This is a genomic window from Clostridium sp. Marseille-P299, assembly GCF_900078195.1.
GTDB lineage: Bacteria > Bacillota > Clostridia > Lachnospirales > Lachnospiraceae > Lachnoclostridium.
This window is the reverse complement of the sequence record NZ_FJVE01000004.1, coordinates 274,975-296,573: the sequence shown is the minus strand read 5'-3', so window position 1 is coordinate 296,573 and position 21,599 is coordinate 274,975. Positions and strand designations below refer to the sequence as shown.

The following is a 21,599-nucleotide window of genomic DNA, read 5'->3' as shown; positions in this document are numbered from 1 at the left end:
GGGCCTGATGTAAAATAAGCGGAAGGAAGTGACTTCATATGAATAACTTTATTATGTATAGTATCGCACTGCTATCAATTATTATAGTTATTGTTATGTTAATTAAAAAGATGGATATCAAGATAACCATGCTAGTAATGGGTATTTTATTAATGTATGTAGCATCGTTTGCAGGAAACACAATTGGTGGTAGCAATTTTGAATCATCAGGATTGCTACTCTTAGATCCACTACTGGTAATTATCAATGAATTTAAATCGTCACTTACTTCCGCTGGTTTTATCATCATGATTTTAGGTGGATATACTGCGTATATGTCAGCGATTGGTGCAAATGAAGTTACAGTTCATACGTTAACAAAACCAATTAAAAAGATTAAATCCGTATATATTCTAGTTCCTGTCGTTTTCTTAATAGGTAACTTACTTTCTTTAGTAATACCAAGTGCATCTAATTTGGCGATTATTTTATTAGCAACGTTGTACCCAGTATTACGTCAGGCAGGAATGACAACTCTTACAACAGCAGCTGTAATTGCTACAACAGCAACGGTAATGCCCACACCTTTGGGAGGAGATAATGTAGCAATTGCAACAGAGCTTGCAAAATATCCTGAATTTACTGGATTAACAGTATCCGACTATGTCTTAAAATATCATGCAGTTGTATCGATACCAACATTAATAGTTATGGCGGTAGTACATTTTATTTGGCAAAAGTATCTAGACAAAAAAACTCCGATACATAATGAAGATGAAGTAAAGATGGAGAAAGTAGACGAAATCAAGGGCGGTTTGATATATCGAATCGTCTATACCATTTTACCGGTATTTCCTATTTTATTGTTAATTGCAATTTATATATTTGATACTTTTGCGGGAGTAACCGTTAATGTAAGTGTTGAACTGGCAGTATTATTTTCTTTTGTTGTTGCTATCCTTTGCGAAACGATTCGTAACAAAAGCACTGCAGAAGCTTTTAGTAAAACAGAAAACTTTTTTAAAGGCATGGGTGGTTCTATGTCAATCGTAGCTTTGTTGGTTGCTGCGACTGTTTATGTTTCTGGCCTTAAATCAATCGGTTTAATATCATCCTTACAAAACACAATGCTTGAAATCAAAGGATCAGGCTTAGGATTTGTGTTACCACTAATACTTGTTGGGCTAACCCTAATCATTGTTTTAGTAAGTGGTAGTGGAACGGCGTTATTCTATGCATTAGTGCCATTGATGATGCCATTAGCAACAGCGGCAGGTATCAGTGCTTTTGCCGTCACAATTCCAATGGCATTAGCAGGAAATATCATAAGAGCGGTATCGCCGGTAGCAGCAGTTGTTATGATTGTAGCGGGTACAGTTAAGATTAATCCTCTAGAACTTGTAAAGCGTACATCCATTCCCATGATTTCTGGCGTTGTATTTATGTTTATATTATCCATGATATTATTCCTTTAGCATGGCTTTTATTAGTAACCTGTGTTACTATATAGTTTGTAAGGATTGGTTGTCTGGAGGTTACATAAAATGAAAGTTACAATTAAAGATATTGCACGAGAAGCAGGTGTAAGTGCAGCAGCAGTTTCTTTGGTGCTTAATGAAAAAGAATGTAGAATTGCTGAGGAAACAAAAAAAAGGATTATAGAGGTTGCAAAAAAATTCAATTACACAGTGAATCAGCAGGCAAGAAGTTTGGTTACTAAAAAATCGAATGTAATAGGATTAATTATTCCCGATATCGAAAATATTTTCTTCTCATCGCTATCTAAGAGAATCGAAGAATATTGCCGTAAGAAGGGATACGCAATCATGATTGTAAACTCCGATGAAAATCCCCAAGCAGATATTGAATTATTGCATCTATTGGTTTCCAGAGGTGTAGATGGTATTCTTTATACCCCAAGTATCGGAAGCGATGAAGACTATGAGAAAGTTAAAATATACTTAAAATCGCTTCCAGTTCCATATGTTATGGTAGATCGTTATTTGGATGATGTTGAATGCAACAAAGTTTACATAGACAATATCAATGGTTCTTTTCAAGCAGTATCAATGTTGGTTAAAAGTGGACATACCAAAATTGGTTGTATCGGAAATGCGGTAGCAAAAGCGAATTCCCGTGTTACTGGTTATAAAGAGGCCATGAAACAATTTAATTTACCTGTGAATGAAAATTATATTTATGATGGCCAATATAAGGCAATCGGCGGATATAATGCGGGGAAAGAAATTGTGAATAGTGATTTAACAGCAGTATTTATTTGTAATGATATGATGACACTTGGATTTTTAAAATGTTTGAGTGAATATGGCAAAAAAGTTCCTGATGACTATTCTATCGTTAGTTATGATAATACGTTACATAATTTTGTTGTTTCACCAGAGATAACTACAATTGATCAAGATTTAGGTAAACTGGCGAGAAATTCCTGTAGATTATTATTTAAACATATTAATAACGAAAATGCCGCACCAGAAGTTATTTGCTTATATCCTCAATTACTTGTAAATGAAAGTGTTAAGTTAATAAATAAATAATTACAATGCAGACTATATGGCGTTTTAGATGGATGGATAAATCCAATAAAATGAATGAAGACTAATAAATTTGATACAATAATTAGAAAGAAAGGGTGAATGGACATGGATAATTTATTTGACTTATCAGGAAAAGTAGCTGTTGTAACTGGAGCAAGTTCAGGTCTTGGTGCAGATGCTGCACTTGCATATGCAAAGGCAGGGGCAGATGTTGCAATATTAGCAAGACGTGTAGAAAAGTTAAATGCAGTAAAAGAAGAACTTGAAAAGACAGGTAGAAAAGTACTTGCAGTTGGATGCGATGTTACCGATGAAGAAAGTGTAAAGGCAGCAATGCAAACCGTACTTGATACTTTTGGACATATTGATATTTTACTAAATAATGCAGGAGTTGCAGTACGTGGCGGAGTAGATAGTATGTCCGTAGAAGACTGGAATAAGTCTTTTGATACTAATGTAAAAGGTATCTTTTTAGCCAGCAAATATGTAGTTCCTCAAATGAAAGAAAGAGGCTATGGCAAAATTGTTAATATTGCGTCTGTAAATGCAGTAGTTGCAGATAAATTTGATGCATTTATTAGACATTCCTATAACTCCTCAAAAGCAGCAGTTGTTGGTTTAACAAGAGGTATGGCAGCATCCTATGCAAAGTATGGAATCACTGTAAATGCCATTGGACCAGCTCTTTTTGAAAGTGAAATGACAAGTGCTACCTTATTTAAATCGCAGGAATTCTTGACTCAATATAATACATTAAACCCTACAGGACGCCCTGCAAACAAAGGGGAGTTAAATGGAACTGTATTATATCTTTCCAGTGATGCCTCTAGTTATGTTCAAGGTCAATTCATAATCGTAGATGGTGGAGGAGCTCTTGTTTAATATTTAAGCTATTACATAGACCATAAAGGGGTTGTCGTAGAAGAGAAGATATCTTTTTTGCGGCAACCTTTTTTTGCTCACAAAAAAGTTGGAATACGAAACCGTATTCCAACTTTTTATTATCTTGCTAACCAACCGCCATCTACAGCTACGGTAAAGCCATTTACATAATTAGAAGCATCAGATGCAAGCCAAACTACTGCACCTTGCATGTCTTCAGGAGTGCCCCAACGTCCAGCTGGAATTCTATCAAGAATTTCGGTACTTCTGTCTTCATCTTTTCTAAGTTGCTCAGTATTGTTAGTAGCCATGTATCCAGGCGCAATACCGTTTACATTAATATTATATTTTGCCCATTCATTTGCAAGTGCTCTTGTAAGACCTAAAATAGCACTCTTACTTGCTGTATATGCAGGAACTCTTATACCACCCTGATATGACAACATAGAAGCTACATTAATGATTTTTCCGCCTTGTCCTTGTTTCACATACTGTTTTGCAAATGCCTGTGAAAGGAAAAATACCACCTTATGATTCACATTTATAACTTGATCCCAACTTGCTTCATCATATTCAATAGAATCAATTCTTTTAATCAATCCAGCATTATTTACAAGAATATCAACTCTTCCAAATGCTGCTAAAGATTCATCAAGTATTCTTTGAACAGGTTCGGTTGTTGATAGGTCTGCGTTTACTTCAACAAATGTTCCTCCAAAGCTTTCAATCTTAGTTTTTGTTTCCTCGCAGGAACGTCTTGCAACGCCAACTACTTTTGCACCAGCCTGTGCAAGTGCAACGGCCATTCCTTGTCCAAGGCCTGTGTTGGCACCTGTAACAACAGCAACTTTTCCATTAAGGTTAAACATGTCTAATATCATTTTTTCCACTCCTCTTCATGTGCAAAACTTTGTAAAGTCTAGTTTAGTAAAATAGAAAAATTCGCATTCTAAGTTTTAGACTTTGCTTGATTATTCTATTATTTACTATTTTTTATATTACTTATGCAATGTATGCATAAGGAATTGTTAAATGTAGATATGTATATATTATGCGCTTTGCATTTACGAAAGCTCTACTAGATATATGTAATCAAAATTACATTGATTCTAGCGCCAATGGAAATGATATCATAGTAGTCAGAACTTTTCAACAAATGTTAAAAAGATAACGTGATTTAAGCTATTTTTCAGTCTTTTGATGCTAAATTCCCTTATTTTTATTAGAAATGTGTTTATTCTGTAACAATCTTTTTCTATTATGAAATTTTAATTTAACAGCTTTTATTCTCTTGATTTGAATGAATTTGAATGAATCGCTTTTTGATATTCTAAAGGCGATAATTTCGTGTATTTTTTAAAAACCCGTTCAAAATAAGTAATGCTTTCAAATCCTGATTGGGCGGATAATTCTGTTATATTACAACGTTTATTTTCTAAGATTCCTTTCGCAAATTTAACCCTTTGAATATTTGTATATTCGGTAATGGTAAATCCAGTTACATCTTTAAAAATGCGACTTAAATAACTCTTACTGATATAAAAATTATCTGCTAAATCATCCAGTGAAAACTGCTCTCTATAATGTCTACATAGATAAGTAGTAATTTCTTGGACTTTCTTATGTTTCCCGGATTCAGAGATTGTTTCTGTTAATATACGGCGAGGGTCTTTGCGAATTCTTTGAATATAAAGTAGCAGTTCAGTAATTTTCATTTTAACAAGGCATTCATAGCCTTCTTTTTTTTCATTTATTTCTTTTGCAACTTCTTTAAACCTCTGTAAAACATAATTCTGCCCCTGTGTATCAAGGGTAACCACTCGGTGGCCTGAGAAAAATTGTTCCAATGAACATAGTCCGATGGCATTTAGAAATGGATTTAATACTTCTGCAGCAACAGAAATTAATATTCGGTTATGGTAGGTACGATTTTGAACAGCACCTGTTTTATGAATTTCGTTTCTTTTAATGAAAACTAGACTTCCAGTATGAATAAGGTAGGTTTCATTTTCTATAAAATAGTAGCGATCCCCTTCAATTAAATAAAACAGTTCATATTCTGGATGCATGTGTTTGACTGGCATTGTAAATTCAACATCTCGTATGATATGTTCAACACGCACTCCATCCATTCTTTCTGCAAATACTGTATATTTCATAATTTCATACCATTCCTTTTCTCTCTGTTCATTTAAGTTTGAAAAAATAGCAAAAATAGGAATATAATCTTAGATTATTATACTATAAACCACTATACTAAACAATAGAAGGAAAATAATGAAAGAAGGGATTGTAAAAATGTTAAATGTAATAAATGAAAAGAAAATAAATGCATTTGTAGAAGTGTTTTATAGGAACTATGAAAATGTTCGATTTAATAAATGGAATTACGAAGATGGATGTATTCTTATGGCTGCAATCCAACTGTATGAAGCAACAGGAAAGAGTTTATTCCGTGAATTTATCATCTCTTATTTGGATAAATATATAGAAGAAGATGGAACATTAAAGCACTATAAACTAGAAGACTACAATCTAGATAACATAGCACCAGGGAGAGCCTTAATCTTTGCATATGAACAGACTGGAAATGAAAAGTTTTATAAGGCAGTGAAAGTTTTAGAAAATCAGCTGAACGAACAGCCAAGAACGGAATCCGGAAACTTCTGGAACAAAAAAATATATCCGAACCAAGTATGGTTGGATGGTTTATATATGGCACAACCATTTTATACAGCATGTGAGACGAAATATGGGAAGAAGGAACATTATCAAGATATCGTAAAACAGTTTCTTCAAGTGAGAAAGCATATGTTTGATCCTGAAAAACAGTTACATTACCACGGATTTGATGAATCAGAGGAAATATTCTGGGCGAAAAAACCAGGTGGCTGCTCAAAGAATTTCTGGCTACGTGCCATCGCATGGTACCAGATGGCACTCATTGATACGATGGAGGAGATGTCAAAAGCAATTTATGAAAATTATCGTACATTGGGTGATTTGTTTAAAGAAGCTTTGAAAGGATTATTGCAGTATCAAGAGAAAGAAAGTAGCTTGTTTTATCAGTTAATCGCACTTCCTGAGCAAGAAGGAAATTATCTTGAAACATCAGGGTCGGCAATGATTGCAGCGTCAATATTTAAAGCTTGTAGAATGAAAGTTATATTACCAGAAAAATATGAAAAGGCTGCCGAAAACATTCTTAATAGTATTATTGAGAGAAAATTAGTATATAAGGATGGGAAATACATATTAAATGATATAAATGCGGTATCTGGTCTTGGACCAAAGGATAATCTAAGAAGAGATGGAAGTATCTCATATTATCTTTCCGAACCTATAGTATCCAATGATAATAAAGGGATAGCAGCACTTTTTATGGCATATGCACAATATCTAAAATTAAATCAGAACAAATAAATCCATTGCATTAAAAAAATTCTGAAACTTTTTAATAAGAAAGGAGAAAAACATTGGAATTTCATATATTATTAACAACTGCGAGAAGCATTGTAATTGAATTACAAGATGAAAAATCATGTTATCATACAGAGGAATATAAGATTATTTGTAACGGAGAGGAGGTTATGACCTCTAATAAAGTAGTGGAAACATTATATGGATTGTCACCAGACACGGATTATACATTAAGTATTGTTCAGGGAGATCAATATTCGACAGACGTTAAAGTACACACAAATGAAGAATTTGTAACACTAAATGTAAAAGATTTTAGAGCAAAGGGAGATGGTATCTCGGATGATACAATTTTCTTACAAGCAGCAATTATGAGTTGCCCGAAAAATAGCAGGGTCTTGGTACCAAAGGGAACCTATAAATTTACTAACCTATTCTTAAAGAGTAATATAATAATAGAATTAGAAGAAGGAGCAGTTCTCTCTGCATTTATAGATAAAACTAAATTTCCTGTACTTCCAGGAAGAGTGGAGAGTTATGATGAGCGTTCGGAATATTTATTAGCCTCCTGGGAAGGAAATCCATTAGATAGTTTTGCGTCACTGATTACAGGGATTGAAGTTGAGAATGTATTAATCTGTGGAAAGGGAACCATTGATGGGTGTGCAAGTTTTGATAATTGGTGGGATCAAGAAAAGAGAAAAAATGATCCAGCACGTCCGAAAATGCTCTTTCTAAATAATTGTAAAAATGTTACACTTCAAGGGGTGACAATTACAAATTCACCAGCTTGGAATCTGCACCCATACTTTTCAAAAAGCATACGTTTTTATGATATTACTATCCTATCTCCTTCAAATTCCCAAAATACAGATGGCATCGATCCAGAATCCTGCGATGATGTTGAAATTGTTGGGGTATATTTTTCTGTTGGAGATGACTGCATTGCAATTAAGTCTGGTAAGATTTATATGGGTAAGACGTATAAAACACCATCAAAGAATTTCATAATAAGACATTCTTACATGAAAAAAGGACATGGAGCAGTTACGATTGGAAGTGAAATAGCTGCTGGTGTAGATAATATCAAGGTTATGAATTGTAAATTTGAAGAGACAGACCGAGGATTACGTATTAAGACAAGAAGAGGAAGAGGAGAGGATTCAGTTCTTCAGAATATTTATTTTAAAAATATTGAAATGGATCATGTTCAAACACCATTTGTTGTGAATAGTTTTTATTTCTGTGACCCAGACGGAAGGACAAACTACGTTTCTAGTAAGGAAGCATTACCAGTAGATGAACGTACTCCAAGTATTAAGGATTTAAAGTTTAAGAATATTGTGTGTAAAAACTGTCATGTTGCAGCAGCTTACTTTTATGGTTTACCAGAAAAGAAAATTGAGTCAGTTACGATGGAAAATATAAAGGTTACCTATGCAAAAGATGCAAAAAAGGGAAAAGCGGCTATGATGATTGGGTGTGAGCCTTCTGTAAAACGTGGATTATTTGCAAGAAATATTAAACATTTATCCTTAAAAAACGTATCAATTGATGGAAGTGATGGAATCGTGTTAGATATTGATAAGGTCGATAATTTAGAAACTGATGTAAAAGAATAGTGGAATTTGTGTTATGCAAAGAAGAATTTTTACAAATTTAGGCCTTATGAGGTATGAATTAGTTAGGCTGCGTAGAAGGTATGCCAAGGGATGGAGGTCAATATGGATTTGACAAATGAGATTTTGGATTATCTGGATAAGAGAGGCATCAGTAAGGATGAAATTCTAGCGTATGCAGAAGCAGATGAGGGGGAAACCCATAGATTTGTTAAAAACTATATTGTTTCAACGGCAGATTCTTTGGTTCTAATAAAACAAGAAGACTTTACAGGTGTTTACATATTAGGGGGAGGAAAGGAAAGGGAAGAAAAGAAGAGAAAAGACACGAAACATTTTAAGAACAATAAAAGAATAAGGGAAAATAAAAGCAAGGTTACAGAAGAGACGTATACGATCAATGAAATAGAAGATTTAATCATATTGCGACGATTAAGCGGTGGAGCACTGGCAGCAAAGACAAAAGATGGAGAGGAGTTACTTTTAAAGTTTACAAAGTCTAAAATGTCTAATATGCATGATTTTGTAAAAGCATTTCGTAAAATTAAGTCTGGAGAGAGTGTTACTGTAGATAGGAAAGACAAAAAGAAGTTCGAGAGTTGTCCTAAATGCGGCAAGATTTACCCAAATAAAGAAAGGAAAATTTGTCCTAGCTGCATAGAAAAGAAATCAATATTTTTTCGTTGTTTATACTATTTTAAACCACATACAAAAAAGATGATTTTTATGATGTTTTGTTACATAGCCAGTGCTGGCATTAGTCTTGTTTGGCCATATCTAAACGGAACTATTTTATATGATAAGGTGTTAAAAAAAGATCCACAGTTTCTATCATTGTTTCCAGCAAGATTTCAAAACTTTTTTATTGTACTTGCAGCGTTAACAATTACAATGTTGATTTGTAAAATTATTGGACAGCTTTTAGGAATTATACAAGGAGTTATGTCAGCTAAAATAGTTCCCGATGTTGTACAGCAGATAAAAAGTGATGTTTTTAAATCGATGGGAAGACTCTCCATTAATTTTTATAACAGTAGGCAAACTGGTGGATTAATGACTAGAGTACTCAGTGATGCAGATGAGGTAACAGGATTTTTCATTGATGGGGTTCCCTATTTTTTTATTAATTTATTAACGTTGTTGCTAACTGTTATTGTAATGTTTTCTATGAATCCATTGCTTGCGGTATGTTCTTTAGCACTACTTCCATTTCTCATGTTTTTAAGTGCCTATATGCTGCCAAAATTATGGAGATTATATGGAAGAAGGCATAGGGAAAATCGAAGTTTAAGTGCCCAACTAAACGATAACTTTATGGGGGCACGAGTTGTAAAAGCCTTTGGGCAAGAGAGAAAGGAAATTGATCGATTTACAAAATATAATCAAATGGTAATGCAGTCTGAGTTACAAGTGAACGGGTATGATAACCGTTTTTATGCTTGGTACTCAGCAGTTGAGAACATTGCTTCCTTTCTTACGTGGGGAGTTGGTGCTTTCCTCGTCCTTGGTAACAAAAATATGGAGCTAGGAACTTTAATTACGTTTACCAGTTACGTTAGCCAACTCAATGGACCTTTGGATTTTTTCTCCCATTGCTTTCGTTGGTGGAGTAATAGCATGAATAGCGCTGAGCGTATTTTGGAAATTATTGATGCAGTTCCAGAGATAGAAGAAAGTAGCTCTCCAGTCATAATCAATGATTTTAAAGGAAACGTTGAATTTAATCAGGTAACGTTTGGATATGAACCAAATCAACCCGTGTTAAAAAATATCAGTTTCAATATAAAATCCGGTCAAATGCTTGGAATTGTAGGTCGGTCTGGTGCTGGAAAATCCACACTAGCAAACCTTTTAAATCGACTCTATGATCCACAAGAGGGAAGTATTTATATTGATGGGATTGATTTGAAGTCATTATCACTGAAACAATTAAGAAATAATGTTGCCATGGTTTCTCAAGAGACATATATTTTCATGGGAACGGTAGCTGAAAATATTGCTTATGCCAGAAAAGATGCAAAGAGAGCAGAAATTATTGCAGCTACGATAAAAGCCAGTGCACATGACTTTATTTGTAAGATGCCAGATGGATATGAGACAGTGATTGGTTCATCAGGACGTATGCTATCAGGAGGAGAAAAACAACGAATCTCAATAGCACGTGCAATACTTGCGAATCCTAAGATTTTAATTTTAGATGAAGCAACAGCAGCGGTGGATACAGAAACAGAACAAGCAATTCAGTATTCCATTGAGGAGTTAATTCGGGGGAGAACTACAATTTCCATTGCTCACAGACTTTCCACCTTAAATGGTGCAGATAAGCTAATTGTTATGGAAAATGGAGAAATAAAAGAGTCAGGAACTCATAAAGAACTAATTGCTGAAAAAGGAATTTATTATCGGTTAATGCAGATACAAAACAATGCACTTGCGCTTGAAGGAAGGCGAGAGGATATGAAGGGTCAGAAAAAAGAAGACGGATTTTTAGACGTATTTGATGAAGAAGCTTATGAACAAGAATTTAAAAAAAGAATGGATTTATTATTTTTAAAACCAGAGGAAGCTGTTTTTAAGAAAACAAAAGGTGGATTTTTATCTTTAGATTATCAAGATGTCCATTATGACCGAGTAGATCTTGTTCGTACATTTCCATTCTCTGATCCATATGGGTTTATTTCGGTACGAGAATCAAATGAGGCGGCGAAAGAGATAGGAGTTATCAAAGATATCTCATTATTTAAAGAAGAAGAGGGGATTTTAAAAGAACAATTAGAGTTTCGCTACCATATACCAAAGATTCAAAAGATACTTTCCATCAAAGAAGAATATGGATATGCATATTTTGAGGTTAAAACGGATTATGGCGATTGTCGTTTCGCAATCTCAATTGGCAGAGGCTCGGTGATATCTTTATCGGAAACAAAGCTACTTATTATTGATTTAGACGGAAATCGTTTTGAAATACCGGATATCGGAACTTTGTCAGCAGCTGAATTGAAAAAAATTGACTTATTCTTATAAATCAGAAAGGAAAAAGTCATGAGATTAAATTATAAATTGTCAGAGGAACAAAAAAGGATTTTAAATTTAAAACAGGAAGAACAGATTCAATTTTGTGTTCCATATGATTTAGAAAGTAGCGGAAGTTTTAATTATGTTAGGGATGGCTTTGTTATAATCACAGAAATCCGCTTTTTTGTCATGCAAGGGGTTCATATTTTATATGAATATGAGCTACAGCAGATAAAACGTATTGTGTGCAAGGAAATGGTTAATTGTGGAGCTATTATTGTGGATGATGGTAGTGAAGAGGTAATAACTGCACGGTTTTCTATGCGATACCTAGGACAATACTTTCAAGTAGCGCAGGGCGCAGAGAATTTGTCAAAAGGTATCTTTAAAGAAGTTGTAAGTAAAGAGTTAGACCGGTATTGTGAACAATGTGGAAGAGTACTACCAGGAACAAGAGAATGTCCATATTGTAGTGGTAGGCATACGACTATGGGTAATTTCCTAAAGTTAATAAAAGATTATAGGTGGAGGTTTATCGGGATAGCAATCTTTATGATTATAGCAGCGATTGCACAGCTTTATATTCCAGAATGGCAAAAGCGTTTTATTGATGATGTTTTAGTATATAAAAATGGTGATTACAAAGACATTCTCTTCTTTATTGTGGTTATGTTAGTATTGACCATTGCCGTCATAACAATTCAAATTGCGAAAAACTGGTGGTGTGTAAGGCTTGGGGCTCAGATTAGTAAAGAGCTTCGAAGTAAATTATTTCATAAAATACAAATACTTTCTCTTTCTTTCCAAGAACGAAGAAAACCGGGAGATTTAATGAACCGTGTGGTAAAAGACACCGTCAAGATACGAAGGTTTATGGAAAATGTCTTTGGTAATGTATTCTCAGCCTTAGTTACTATGATCGGAGCTTTAGCTATTATGCTACGGATGAACTTCTTATTAACATTAGCTTCTTTGGTGTTTTTTATATTTGTGTTAATCGCAACGAAAATTTGGAAAAAGAAAATTAAGCATATTTTCAGAATGCAAAGGATTAAAGAAGATAAGTTAAACAGCCGCCTTCAAGATGTGATTTCAGGCATTCGCTTGGTAAAATCATATGGAAAAGAGCAGGAAGAATCGGAACATTTTAATGAAATGGCGCAGGATTATGCAAGAGTTCAGAAAAATAATGAAGTCTTTTTTGCGGTTTTCTATCCAATCCTTACCTTTGTTATGGGACTTGGTTTATATTTTGTAACTTATTTCGGTGGAAAGGCTGTATTACTTGGGACTATGAGTGCCGGGGAATTACTACAGTTTATTACATACACAGGAATTATTTATGGTCCATTAGGAAGGTTAACTCAGCTTCCAAGAAGTATTATGGAGATGTTAACTTCTCTAGAACGTATTTATGATATTTTAGAGGAAGAGCCGCAAATTCAGGAAAAACCAAAAGCGAAAGAGTTTCGTATCAAAGGAGATATTGATTTTGAAGATGTATGCTTTGGATATAAGAGTTATGAGCCTGTACTAGAGGAAATTTCACTACAGGTTAAGCAGGGTGAAATGATTGGGATAGTTGGTGCATCGGGAACGGGAAAATCTACATTGATTAATTTAATTATGCGTTTGTATGATGTTGATAGCGGATCTATCTCTATTGATGGAATTAATATTTGTGATATGAATAAGGAATGTTTACATTCTCAAATCGGGGTCGTATTGCAGGAGAACTTTTTGTTTTCTGGAAGTATTTTAAACAACATACGGTTTGCAAAGCAGGATGCAAGTTTTGAAGATGTAATTCGTGCTGCGAAAGCGGCTGGTGCCCATGATTTTATATGTAAGACACCGGACGGTTATCATACTTACGTTGGGGAACATGGGTATAACTTATCTGGTGGTGAAAGACAGAGAATTGCCATTGCCCGGGCTATTTTAAGCGATCCGAGGATTTTGATTTTGGATGAGGCTACGTCTGCACTGGATACAGAAAGTGAATTTATGATTCAGCAGGCACTGAAAAACTTAACGAAGGGGAAAACGACCTTTGCCATTGCACATCGGCTTTCAACGTTAAAGAATGCAGACCGGTTGATTGTAATTGATAAGAGAAAAATTTCGGAGATTGGAACCCATAATGAACTTTTAGAAAAGAAGGGAATTTATTATCATTTAGTGATGGCGCAGCTTAGGATGCAAGGGAGTTGATATCGACGGCCCCTTTCTATATCTATATAATTCTGAAATGATAAAAGGTACTTTTTAGGTTATTAAGATAATAATTTAACTTCTTCATGTATTAATCTTCCAAATGTAATATAATATAGTTGTAAATAAAAACAATACTACGTAAGAGGAGGAATGTTTATGTTCAATATGTTTAAAGATCAACCTCTATGGCAAGTGTCAAAGAGTTTATCTGCAGTGGCGATGGGTAGAGAAAGTGCCGACCTAGTAATAAAAGATGCGAAACTTATAAATGTATGTACCAAAGAGATTATGGAACATATGGATGTTGCAATTAAAAATAGTAGAATTGCATTAGTTGGTGATGCTACACATTGCATCGGTGAAGAAACTACGGTAATAAAAGCGAATGGACGCTACATTGCACCTGGTTTTCTAGATGGACATATTCATGTTGAATCTTCTATGATGAGTGTTAGTGAATATGCAAAAGCAGTAGTACCACATGGTACTATAGGAATATATATGGACCCTCATGAAATTTGTAATGTGCTTGGCATGGACGGGGTACGCTACATGATTGAGGATGGAAAACATACGCCATTAAAAAATATGGTTACCACGCCTTCTTGCGTACCTGCTGTACCAGGATTTGAAGATACGGGTGCATTTATAGGCCCAGAGGAAGTTGCTGAAAGTATGAAATGGGATAGTGTTGTAGGACTAGGAGAAATGATGAATTATCCTGGGATTATAGGTAGCGATGACCAAACACACCGAATTGTTGGTGAAACACTAAAGGCAAATAAGACAGTAACTGGCCATTGGTCAGTTTCAGATACTGGAAAAGGTTTAAGTGCCTATATAGCAAGTGGTGTCCGGGCATGCCACGAATCCACAAGCAAAGAAGAAGCATTGGCAAAAATGCGATTGGGTATGTATGCTCAATTTAGAGAAGGCAGTGCATGGCATGATTTAAAAGACGTTGCTCGTAGTATTACGGAAGAAAATATAGATACACGATTTGCTATGCTAATATCAGATGATACACATCCCCATACATTAATGGAAGATGGTCACTTAGATCACATTGTAAGAAGAGCTGTGGAAGAAGGCATTGATGTGTTAACGGCAATCCAGATGGTTACCATTAACTGTGCCCAGGCATTTCATATGGATCAAGACCTAGGCTCTATTACACCAGGGAAATGTGCAGACATTGTATTTCTTGATAACTTAACGGATTTAAATGTAAATGAAGTAATTATCGATGGGAATGTTGTAGCGAAAGATGGTAAGATGTGTATTGAATTAGAAAAATATGAATTCCCAGAAAAAGCAACAAATACAATGCATATCAAAGAAACAATCACTTCAGATTCCTTTAAAATTGAAACAAAAAAAGAAGGGAACACCGAAGTACGTGTGATTGAAATAATTCCTGAAAAAGTTGGAACCTATGAAAGACATATAACGGTTCCAGTAAAAGATGGGTACATTCAGGCAGACCCAAGCCAGGACGTGCTAAAGGCGGTTGTATTTGAACGTCATAATTATACGGGAACAAAAGGTTTTGGTTTCGTAAAAGGATTTCATATTAAAAATGGAGCGATGGCGTCAACCGTTGCTCATGATGCACATAACTTACTAGTTCTGGGAAGTAATGATGAAGATATGGCAATTGTAGCAAATGCACTTGTGGAATGCGGTGGTGGTATGGCGGTTGCACAAGGCGGAAAATTAATTGGAGTATTACCACTTCCAATCGCAGGACTAATGAATAATAAACCAGTGGATGAAATGGCTGAAATGGTTGCGAAAGTTACAAAGGCATGGGAAGCAATTGGATGTAATATTGTTTCACCATATATGACGATGGCGTTAATACCACTTGCTTGTTTACCAGAGTTAAGATTAACAAATCGAGGCTTGGTGGATTGTACAACATTTCAATTTGTACCGTTAGAGATTGAATAATATAAAGTGTAAGGTGTCAGCTTGGTGAAAACTACGCTGGCACCATTTTTCATTTATATGAGTATTTGAGTTTAGGCAAACTGATTATATCTTAAAATATCTTCCCTTTAGAATCATAAATAGCAGATGAATCAGCTCATTTTCTGTAATATTAGTAGAATTTGCCCATACGAGGAATGTATTGGATAATCCAGCCGTAATGAATGCATGGGCTAGTTCTTTTGTTTTTGGGTCTCGATTCGGGTCGATTTTATCTGCAATTATCGTAAGGTTTTTAGAGAGTTCTTCGGTTAAAATGTGCCCAAGGTGATGTCTTGATAATAATTGAATAAACTCTTTGTTATCTGATATATGCTTAATCATTTGCTCTGAAATTTCATTTAAATTGTTTACACAAGGAATTGCATCCCAGCAAAGAAAATGTTCACGAATGCAAAAACGTATTAAATCTTCTTTCGAAGAAAAAAACTGATAGAAAGTTTGCCTGGATAAATCGGCCTTCTTGCAAATGTCTTTTATATTAATTTTTGAATAATCGTTATCGTGCATTAATTGAAGAATAGCGTCTGTAAACCACTCCATAGAACGAAGAGCAGTTGGATTGTTACCGATGTACATGATGGAGCCTCCTTAAAAAGTTGACAATATGAAGTAAATGTAAGACTTATTGAAACAACATTGACACGTGTCATGGTTGCTGATAGAATCATATATCATAACCTGACATGTGTCAAGGATTGTTACACTTAAATTTAAATGAACAAATGAGAGAATAGATAAAACGATTATTAATGCAGGAGTACTTTAGTAGAGTCTACGTGTACATCTGTTATAAGAAAGTAGGTGAAAAATTATGGGGATTAAGAAAACATTAGAGCTAGTCTCTAAAATTAAATACTTTAAAGGGATAACAAAAAAAACAACAGCAAAAATAGATTCCATAGAAAATCCGTTTGAAGATTATTTTGTAATCAAATTAAGAACAGAGCCAGGGGTCACTTGGAAGCCCGGTGAACATGCGATATTTAAACTACCTGGAAAAGCGATTGAAGGAAGTGATTATAGAATCTTTTCAGTTGCATCCATCCCAGAAGAAGGATATTTACTGCTTGGAACAAGAACGGGAAAAGAACCTAGTAGCTATAAAAAGCAATTAATTACAATGACGAAAGGTGAAAGTGTTGCAATGGTAGGACCTTTTGGCTGGTTCTTAGTTAAAGATAACACATCTCCTATTGTTTTATTTGCTAGTGGTGTTGGGATTACACCGATTCGAGGACTACTAAAACAATTAGAGAACGATACGAGTCGGCCAATTGAGATTGTTTATGCTGCAACTAATTATTACTTATTTAACGGAGAAATAGAAAGAATAACGAATAATAATGCTGCGATGACATTACATAAAACTAGAAATCCAGAGGAAACTCAGAAAAAGTTAGCAGAGTTAGCTAAGAAATATGACAATACTGCTTATTACTACGTTTCAGGAGCACCAACAGTCTTACAATCAACGATAGATTTATTAAAATCAAAAGGCGTTAAGAAAAAGAGAATTATTAGTGATACGTTTGAAGGTTATAAAAATTAATATTGCCTTGTTTCAATTTGAAATATATTTAATGGGGCTGCCGCAAAATATAAAATTTTATTTTGCGACGGTCCCATTTTATTTTTGGACAGATAATCACATCTATAATTGAATGCAATTCTATACATATATTGCTAATAAATGTTAAAATGTATATAATTTTATTTAGGATTTGATACATATATGTATTATAAGAGATATGTGTTTGAGATACATTTATAAATATAAAAACGGATGAAGTAAGGAGATATTATGGAGAAAATTTTGATCATCGAGGATAGTAAAGATGTTAATTTAATGCTAGCGGAAGCTTTATCCGATGCAGGATATAATACAACTTCTGTTTATAGTGGTATCGATGGAATGAATGAAATAAAAGATAATTCATATGATCTTGTAATACTTGATATTATGCTTCCTTACAAAAGTGGAGATCAGATTTTAAGAGAAATGCGAAGTTTTTCAGAAATTCCTGTTATCATTATTTCAGCCAAAGATATCGTTGGCATCAAAATTGATTTGTTAAAACTAGGTGCGGATGATTATATTACGAAACCTTTTGATTTAGGAGAGGTCGTGGCAAGGGTTGAATCAAATTTAAGGCGTGGGAAGAAACAGATACAAGAGAGTAATGTATATAGCTATAAGGATATTGTCCTTGATGTTAATTCGAAACGTGTGGTAGTGAATGGATTGGAGCTTGAGCTAACCGCAAAAGAATACTTGATTTTAGAGATGCTTATGCTGCATCGCGAAAAGGTTTATACGAAGTCAAATCTTTATGAGTCAATTTGGAAGGAAGAATACTTAGGGGATGATAATGCCGTAAAAACCCATATCAGTAATTTGCGCTCTAAATTAAAGAAAGTAAATGAGAAGCAGGAATATATTGAAACGGTTTGGGGATTAGGGTATCGATTATTTAAGGTATAAAATTATCGATTTCTAAACTATTTTTATTTATACTTAACCTTTTCTAAACCTTTATGTTTTACACTGTAGTTAGAAAGAAAAAAGGTATGTCAGACGGCAAAAAGTGCATTTATTTATAGAGCTGGCGTTGGACAGAATGGAGGGGAAGATGGAATATATTTTAAAAACAAAAAATCTAACAAAAAGCTATCATAGCGTAAATGCTTTGCATAATGTTTCTATTACCTTAGAAGCAGGAAAGATATATGGTTTGATTGGTCAAAATGGGGCAGGAAAAACAACACTTATGCGTTTAATATCTGGCCTTAGTTTTCCTACTAGTGGAGGTATTGAGTTATTTGGACAATCTGGTTTAAAGGAATTACAAGAAGAACGGAAAAGAATTGGATGTATGATTGAATATCCAAGCATAGTACCGAACATGACTGCAAAAGAAAATTTAACGTTACATAGGATTATGAGAGGAATACCAAACAAAGAAATCGAAGAAGAGCTTTTAAAATTGGTAGGGCTTACTGACACTGGTAAAAAGAAGGCTAAAAATTTCTCACTTGGTATGAAACAGCGTTTAGGAATAGCAGTTGCTTTACTAGGAAATCCTGAGTTACTTATATTGGATGAGCCAATCAATGGGCTTGACCCAATTGGAGTTGTTGAAATTCGTAATTTATTAATAAAACTATGTGAAGAAAAACAGATGACAATTTTAATTTCAAGTCATAATTTGCCTGAGTTATATCAAACTGCCACCGATTATATTATTATTCATAAAGGAGAGGTGAAACAAACCATAACTTTAGCACAGCTAGAGGAACATTGTAAACATCATTTGCTGATACGTTGCGAACAAACAGAAAAATTAGCTAGCATTCTAGAACTAAAATTAAATACCAACAACTACATTGTTATGCCAGATAAATCAGTGAAATTATATGATTATCTGAATGAAAAAGAGAGGGTTTCAAGAGTGCTCTTTGAAAATGAAGTTATTATTACGAACCTTTCCAACGAAGGTGATACCTTAGAAGATTATTTTATCTCAATTGTGGGAGGTAGTGACAATGATTAATTTAGTTCATGCTGAATTATATAAACTTAAAAAAACTTTCTCATTCAAAGTGTTGTTAGGAATTACTACAGTAAGTGCAGTTATTATGAGCATAATTGCATCATTGATATCACTAGGTAAGATGGATGTAAGTATGTCTGGAATTGGTTTTTTACTATCGGATATGAGTATGATAAGTATTTTAGGTGCGGTTATATCGGGAGTTATTATTAGTGGAGATTTTGAAAATAAAACGATCCATGATGCCATCACGAATGGTTATAGCAGAACAAAAGTAATCTTATCTAAAACGATAATATTTAGTATTTCTATAGCGCTTCTTTTACTACCTTATGCAGTTGTAACAGGAGTTGGAATTGCTTTAAATCACGAATATGATATGGGTTCTGTGGCATTAGGTTTTCTAAACTTATTAACAACCACTAGTAATGCTGAGCTCCCTTTTTCAGAGATTGGGAAATTAGTAGTTCTCATGTTGACATTACTTTTTGTATATGTGGCTCAATTAAGCATATGTATTCCTTTAGCGCTTATATTAAAGAAACCTATTTTTGTAGTTGCTATTTATTATGGCTTATCATTCCTTTGTGGGCAGTTGGCGGGACTTAGAGAAAAATCACGGGTATTTAAACATATATTTGATGCTACACCCTATGGAGGTAATTACGCAATGATGTCTCTTGATACAGGAATTGGAGATGTTATAAGGGCAATTGGTGTTAGCGTAATCTTTTTGATTGTAATACTAATGATTACAATTGGTGCGTTTCAAAAAATGGAATTAAAATAGCGAATGTCCCATTATTTACAGTATGGTTGAATCTATCGTTGTAATACATTAAAGAATGATAAATATTAATAAAGGAACAGGGGTGGGGGAGTGTGTAAAATTAAGCCAATTTTCCCACGCAAGTTTGTGCTTTCGCACCACAAACTTGTTATGCACAAAGAACGTGCGTAGGAATGGGGATTCAGATGATAATTGTAGTTGGTCTTTTGAGCGTAATTATTATGATATTGGTTTTATATTGCTTCTCATTGCAATTGCAATTACGTAAAATTAATCAGCAACTAAATAAGCGTATAACAAAACAGTTGCGTCAGCCAATCCATCTAGGCTTAATTAACAATGAACTTAATAAAGTGGTTGCGAATATCAATCAATGTTTTAAGGCGGAGGAGACCCTTCGCCTTGAGCGTCTTCAGGAGGAAAAGCGTTTTAGAGAGATGATTGCAAATATATCTCACGATTTGCGAACTCCACTTACCGCCATTAAGGGATATCAACAGCTGATGGAAAAAGGTGAACTGACATTTGAGCAGCACGAAAAACTAGTAGTCGCACAAAAACATGCAGATGAATTGGGCACATTAATTGAACATTTTTTCGAATATTCCTATCTTTTAAATATAGATATAAAACCTAAATTTGAGCGTATTAATTTGACAAATCTTATGACGGAATGTATTGCAGAATCAATAGCAATGTTAGAGGAGAAGAACTTACTTGTCCAATATGAGAATAATAAACCTGTATATTCCTATATAGACAAAGAAATGACAATACGAATTATCCAAAACCTTATACGAAATAGTGTATTTCACGCAAGAGGAAATATCGGTGTGAAAATTACCGAGAATAATGATAAGGCTGTTATTTTATTTAAGAACTTTGTGGATAAAGAAGCTAATATTGATATGAATCGTTTATTTGAACGTTTTTACACTGGGGATAAATCAAGAAGTAAGACGACAGGGCTGGGGTTGTCTATCGTTAAATTGCTTACGGAACAAATGGGAGGTTTCGTTACTGCAAATTTAAAAGAGAGAGAGCTAGAAATTCTTGTTGGATTACCTTTATTTCAAGGCAAGAATTAATTTGGTATTGAATCAAAAAATTGTAAATGAGGTGAAAAGTATGAATATAGTAACCTACTCCCCAAGTGGCGCAAATTGCCCATATTATTTTAAAGGCGGGATATTAAGACCGCTGAAATATGGTAGCTTTTTTGATGATATGGATGCACTAAAAGATATGATTATGAAAGAAGAAGAATTTATTTTACATAAGCAACCAAGCGATAAACGTTGTATTCTTTTGGATTTATATGAGACAAATATAACCACGGATATGGTAAAAGAATTGGTGGATCATATCATACGTATCAGTTTTAAAATCTGGAAATTAGCGATAGTAGGTTGTAATAGAAAAGTGCAAAAATTAATATTAAAGCTTCTAAAGGAGGGAGGGAGCCCTCTATATAGTCAAATCTTATTTCATACGGATATGGAAACAGCAAAAGATTGGTTAGTGAGTGAAAAAGGTTAGAATTAATAGTTAGCTTCATAAGATGAACCTTAAAATA

The 21,599-nt window shown here is 34.2% G+C and carries 17 protein-coding genes; 14 read left to right on the top strand and 3 right to left on the bottom strand.

The window, feature by feature from the left end:
• Positions 1-38: 38 nt before the first annotated feature.
• The 3 genes from dcuC to BN4220_RS01230 all read left to right on the top strand — a co-directional run bounded on the left by dcuC (position 39) and on the right by BN4220_RS01230 (position 3,416).
• A complete protein-coding gene (gene dcuC, locus BN4220_RS01240; RefSeq protein ID WP_066712456.1) occupies positions 39-1,454 on the top strand; it encodes a C4-dicarboxylate transporter DcuC in 1,416 nt (471 codons plus the stop codon).
• 69 nt (positions 1,455-1,523) lie between these two features.
• Positions 1,524-2,534, top strand: coding sequence for a LacI family DNA-binding transcriptional regulator (locus BN4220_RS01235; protein WP_066712453.1), 1,011 nt, complete (start codon positions 1,524-1,526; stop codon positions 2,532-2,534).
• A 105-nt stretch (positions 2,535-2,639) separates the two neighbouring features.
• Complete coding sequence (locus BN4220_RS01230) at positions 2,640-3,416, top strand: SDR family NAD(P)-dependent oxidoreductase (RefSeq protein WP_066712807.1); 777 nt, start codon at positions 2,640-2,642, stop codon at positions 3,414-3,416.
• 119 nt (positions 3,417-3,535) lie between these two features.
• Here BN4220_RS01230 and kduD read toward each other — a convergent pair whose 3' ends face one another.
• Both kduD and BN4220_RS01220 read right to left on the bottom strand, forming a co-directional pair.
• On the bottom strand, positions 3,536-4,297 hold the full coding sequence (gene kduD, locus BN4220_RS01225; RefSeq protein ID WP_066712450.1) for a 2-dehydro-3-deoxy-D-gluconate 5-dehydrogenase KduD: 762 nt from the start codon (positions 4,295-4,297) through the stop codon (positions 3,536-3,538).
• Positions 4,298-4,699: 402 nt separating this feature from the next.
• A complete protein-coding gene (locus BN4220_RS01220) occupies positions 4,700-5,575 on the bottom strand; it encodes an AraC family transcriptional regulator (RefSeq protein WP_066712448.1) in 876 nt (291 codons plus the stop codon).
• A 118-nt stretch (positions 5,576-5,693) separates the two neighbouring features.
• Here BN4220_RS01220 and BN4220_RS01215 point away from each other — a divergent pair, with 118 nt between their 5' ends.
• The 5 genes from BN4220_RS01215 to ade all read left to right on the top strand — a co-directional run bounded on the left by BN4220_RS01215 (position 5,694) and on the right by ade (position 15,640).
• The gene (locus BN4220_RS01215; protein ID WP_242867721.1) at positions 5,694-6,839 is read left to right on the top strand and encodes a glycoside hydrolase family 88/105 protein; all 1,146 of its coding nucleotides are present in this window, start codon (positions 5,694-5,696) and stop codon (positions 6,837-6,839) included.
• A 53-nt stretch (positions 6,840-6,892) separates the two neighbouring features.
• Positions 6,893-8,458 (top strand): glycoside hydrolase family 28 protein, encoded by a 1,566-nt coding sequence (locus BN4220_RS01210; protein WP_066712446.1) that lies wholly within the window; start codon positions 6,893-6,895, stop codon positions 8,456-8,458.
• A gap of 102 nt (positions 8,459-8,560) precedes the next feature.
• On the top strand, positions 8,561-11,479 hold the full coding sequence (locus BN4220_RS01205) for an ABC transporter transmembrane domain-containing protein (RefSeq protein ID WP_066712443.1): 2,919 nt from the start codon (positions 8,561-8,563) through the stop codon (positions 11,477-11,479).
• An 18-nt stretch (positions 11,480-11,497) separates the two neighbouring features.
• On the top strand, positions 11,498-13,684 hold the full coding sequence (locus tag BN4220_RS01200) for an ABC transporter ATP-binding protein (protein WP_066712441.1): 2,187 nt from the start codon (positions 11,498-11,500) through the stop codon (positions 13,682-13,684).
• A 159-nt stretch (positions 13,685-13,843) separates the two neighbouring features.
• Positions 13,844-15,640: an adenine deaminase gene (gene ade, locus BN4220_RS01195; protein ID WP_066712437.1), complete on the top strand. Its 1,797-nt coding sequence runs from the start codon at positions 13,844-13,846 to the stop codon at positions 15,638-15,640.
• Positions 15,641-15,724: 84 nt separating this feature from the next.
• Here ade and BN4220_RS01190 read toward each other — a convergent pair whose 3' ends face one another.
• The gene (locus BN4220_RS01190) at positions 15,725-16,258 is read right to left on the bottom strand and encodes a TetR/AcrR family transcriptional regulator (RefSeq protein WP_066712431.1); all 534 of its coding nucleotides are present in this window, start codon (positions 16,256-16,258) and stop codon (positions 15,725-15,727) included.
• A 235-nt stretch (positions 16,259-16,493) separates the two neighbouring features.
• Here BN4220_RS01190 and BN4220_RS01185 point away from each other — a divergent pair, with 235 nt between their 5' ends.
• The 6 genes from BN4220_RS01185 to BN4220_RS01160 all read left to right on the top strand — a co-directional run bounded on the left by BN4220_RS01185 (position 16,494) and on the right by BN4220_RS01160 (position 21,562).
• Complete coding sequence (locus BN4220_RS01185) at positions 16,494-17,231, top strand: FAD-dependent oxidoreductase (protein ID WP_066712428.1); 738 nt, start codon at positions 16,494-16,496, stop codon at positions 17,229-17,231.
• Positions 17,232-17,483: 252 nt separating this feature from the next.
• Positions 17,484-18,164, top strand: a complete 681-nt coding sequence (locus BN4220_RS01180) for a response regulator transcription factor (protein ID WP_066712426.1) — start codon at positions 17,484-17,486, stop codon at positions 18,162-18,164.
• Between the two features lie 148 nt (positions 18,165-18,312).
• On the top strand, positions 18,313-19,233 hold the full coding sequence (locus tag BN4220_RS01175; RefSeq protein WP_066712423.1) for an ABC transporter ATP-binding protein: 921 nt from the start codon (positions 18,313-18,315) through the stop codon (positions 19,231-19,233).
• Positions 19,226-20,023, top strand: coding sequence for an ABC transporter permease (locus tag BN4220_RS01170; RefSeq protein WP_066712421.1), 798 nt, complete (start codon positions 19,226-19,228; stop codon positions 20,021-20,023). The genes BN4220_RS01175 and BN4220_RS01170 overlap by 8 nt, the downstream gene beginning before the upstream one ends.
• Before the next feature lie 185 nt (positions 20,024-20,208).
• Positions 20,209-21,111 carry a sensor histidine kinase gene (locus tag BN4220_RS01165; RefSeq protein ID WP_066712418.1) on the top strand — a complete coding sequence of 301 codons (903 nt, stop codon included), beginning with the start codon at positions 20,209-20,211 and terminating at the stop codon, positions 21,109-21,111.
• A gap of 40 nt (positions 21,112-21,151) precedes the next feature.
• The gene (locus BN4220_RS01160) at positions 21,152-21,562 is read left to right on the top strand and encodes a hypothetical protein (protein ID WP_148401673.1); all 411 of its coding nucleotides are present in this window, start codon (positions 21,152-21,154) and stop codon (positions 21,560-21,562) included.
• The last annotated feature ends 37 nt before the right edge of the window (positions 21,563-21,599 follow it).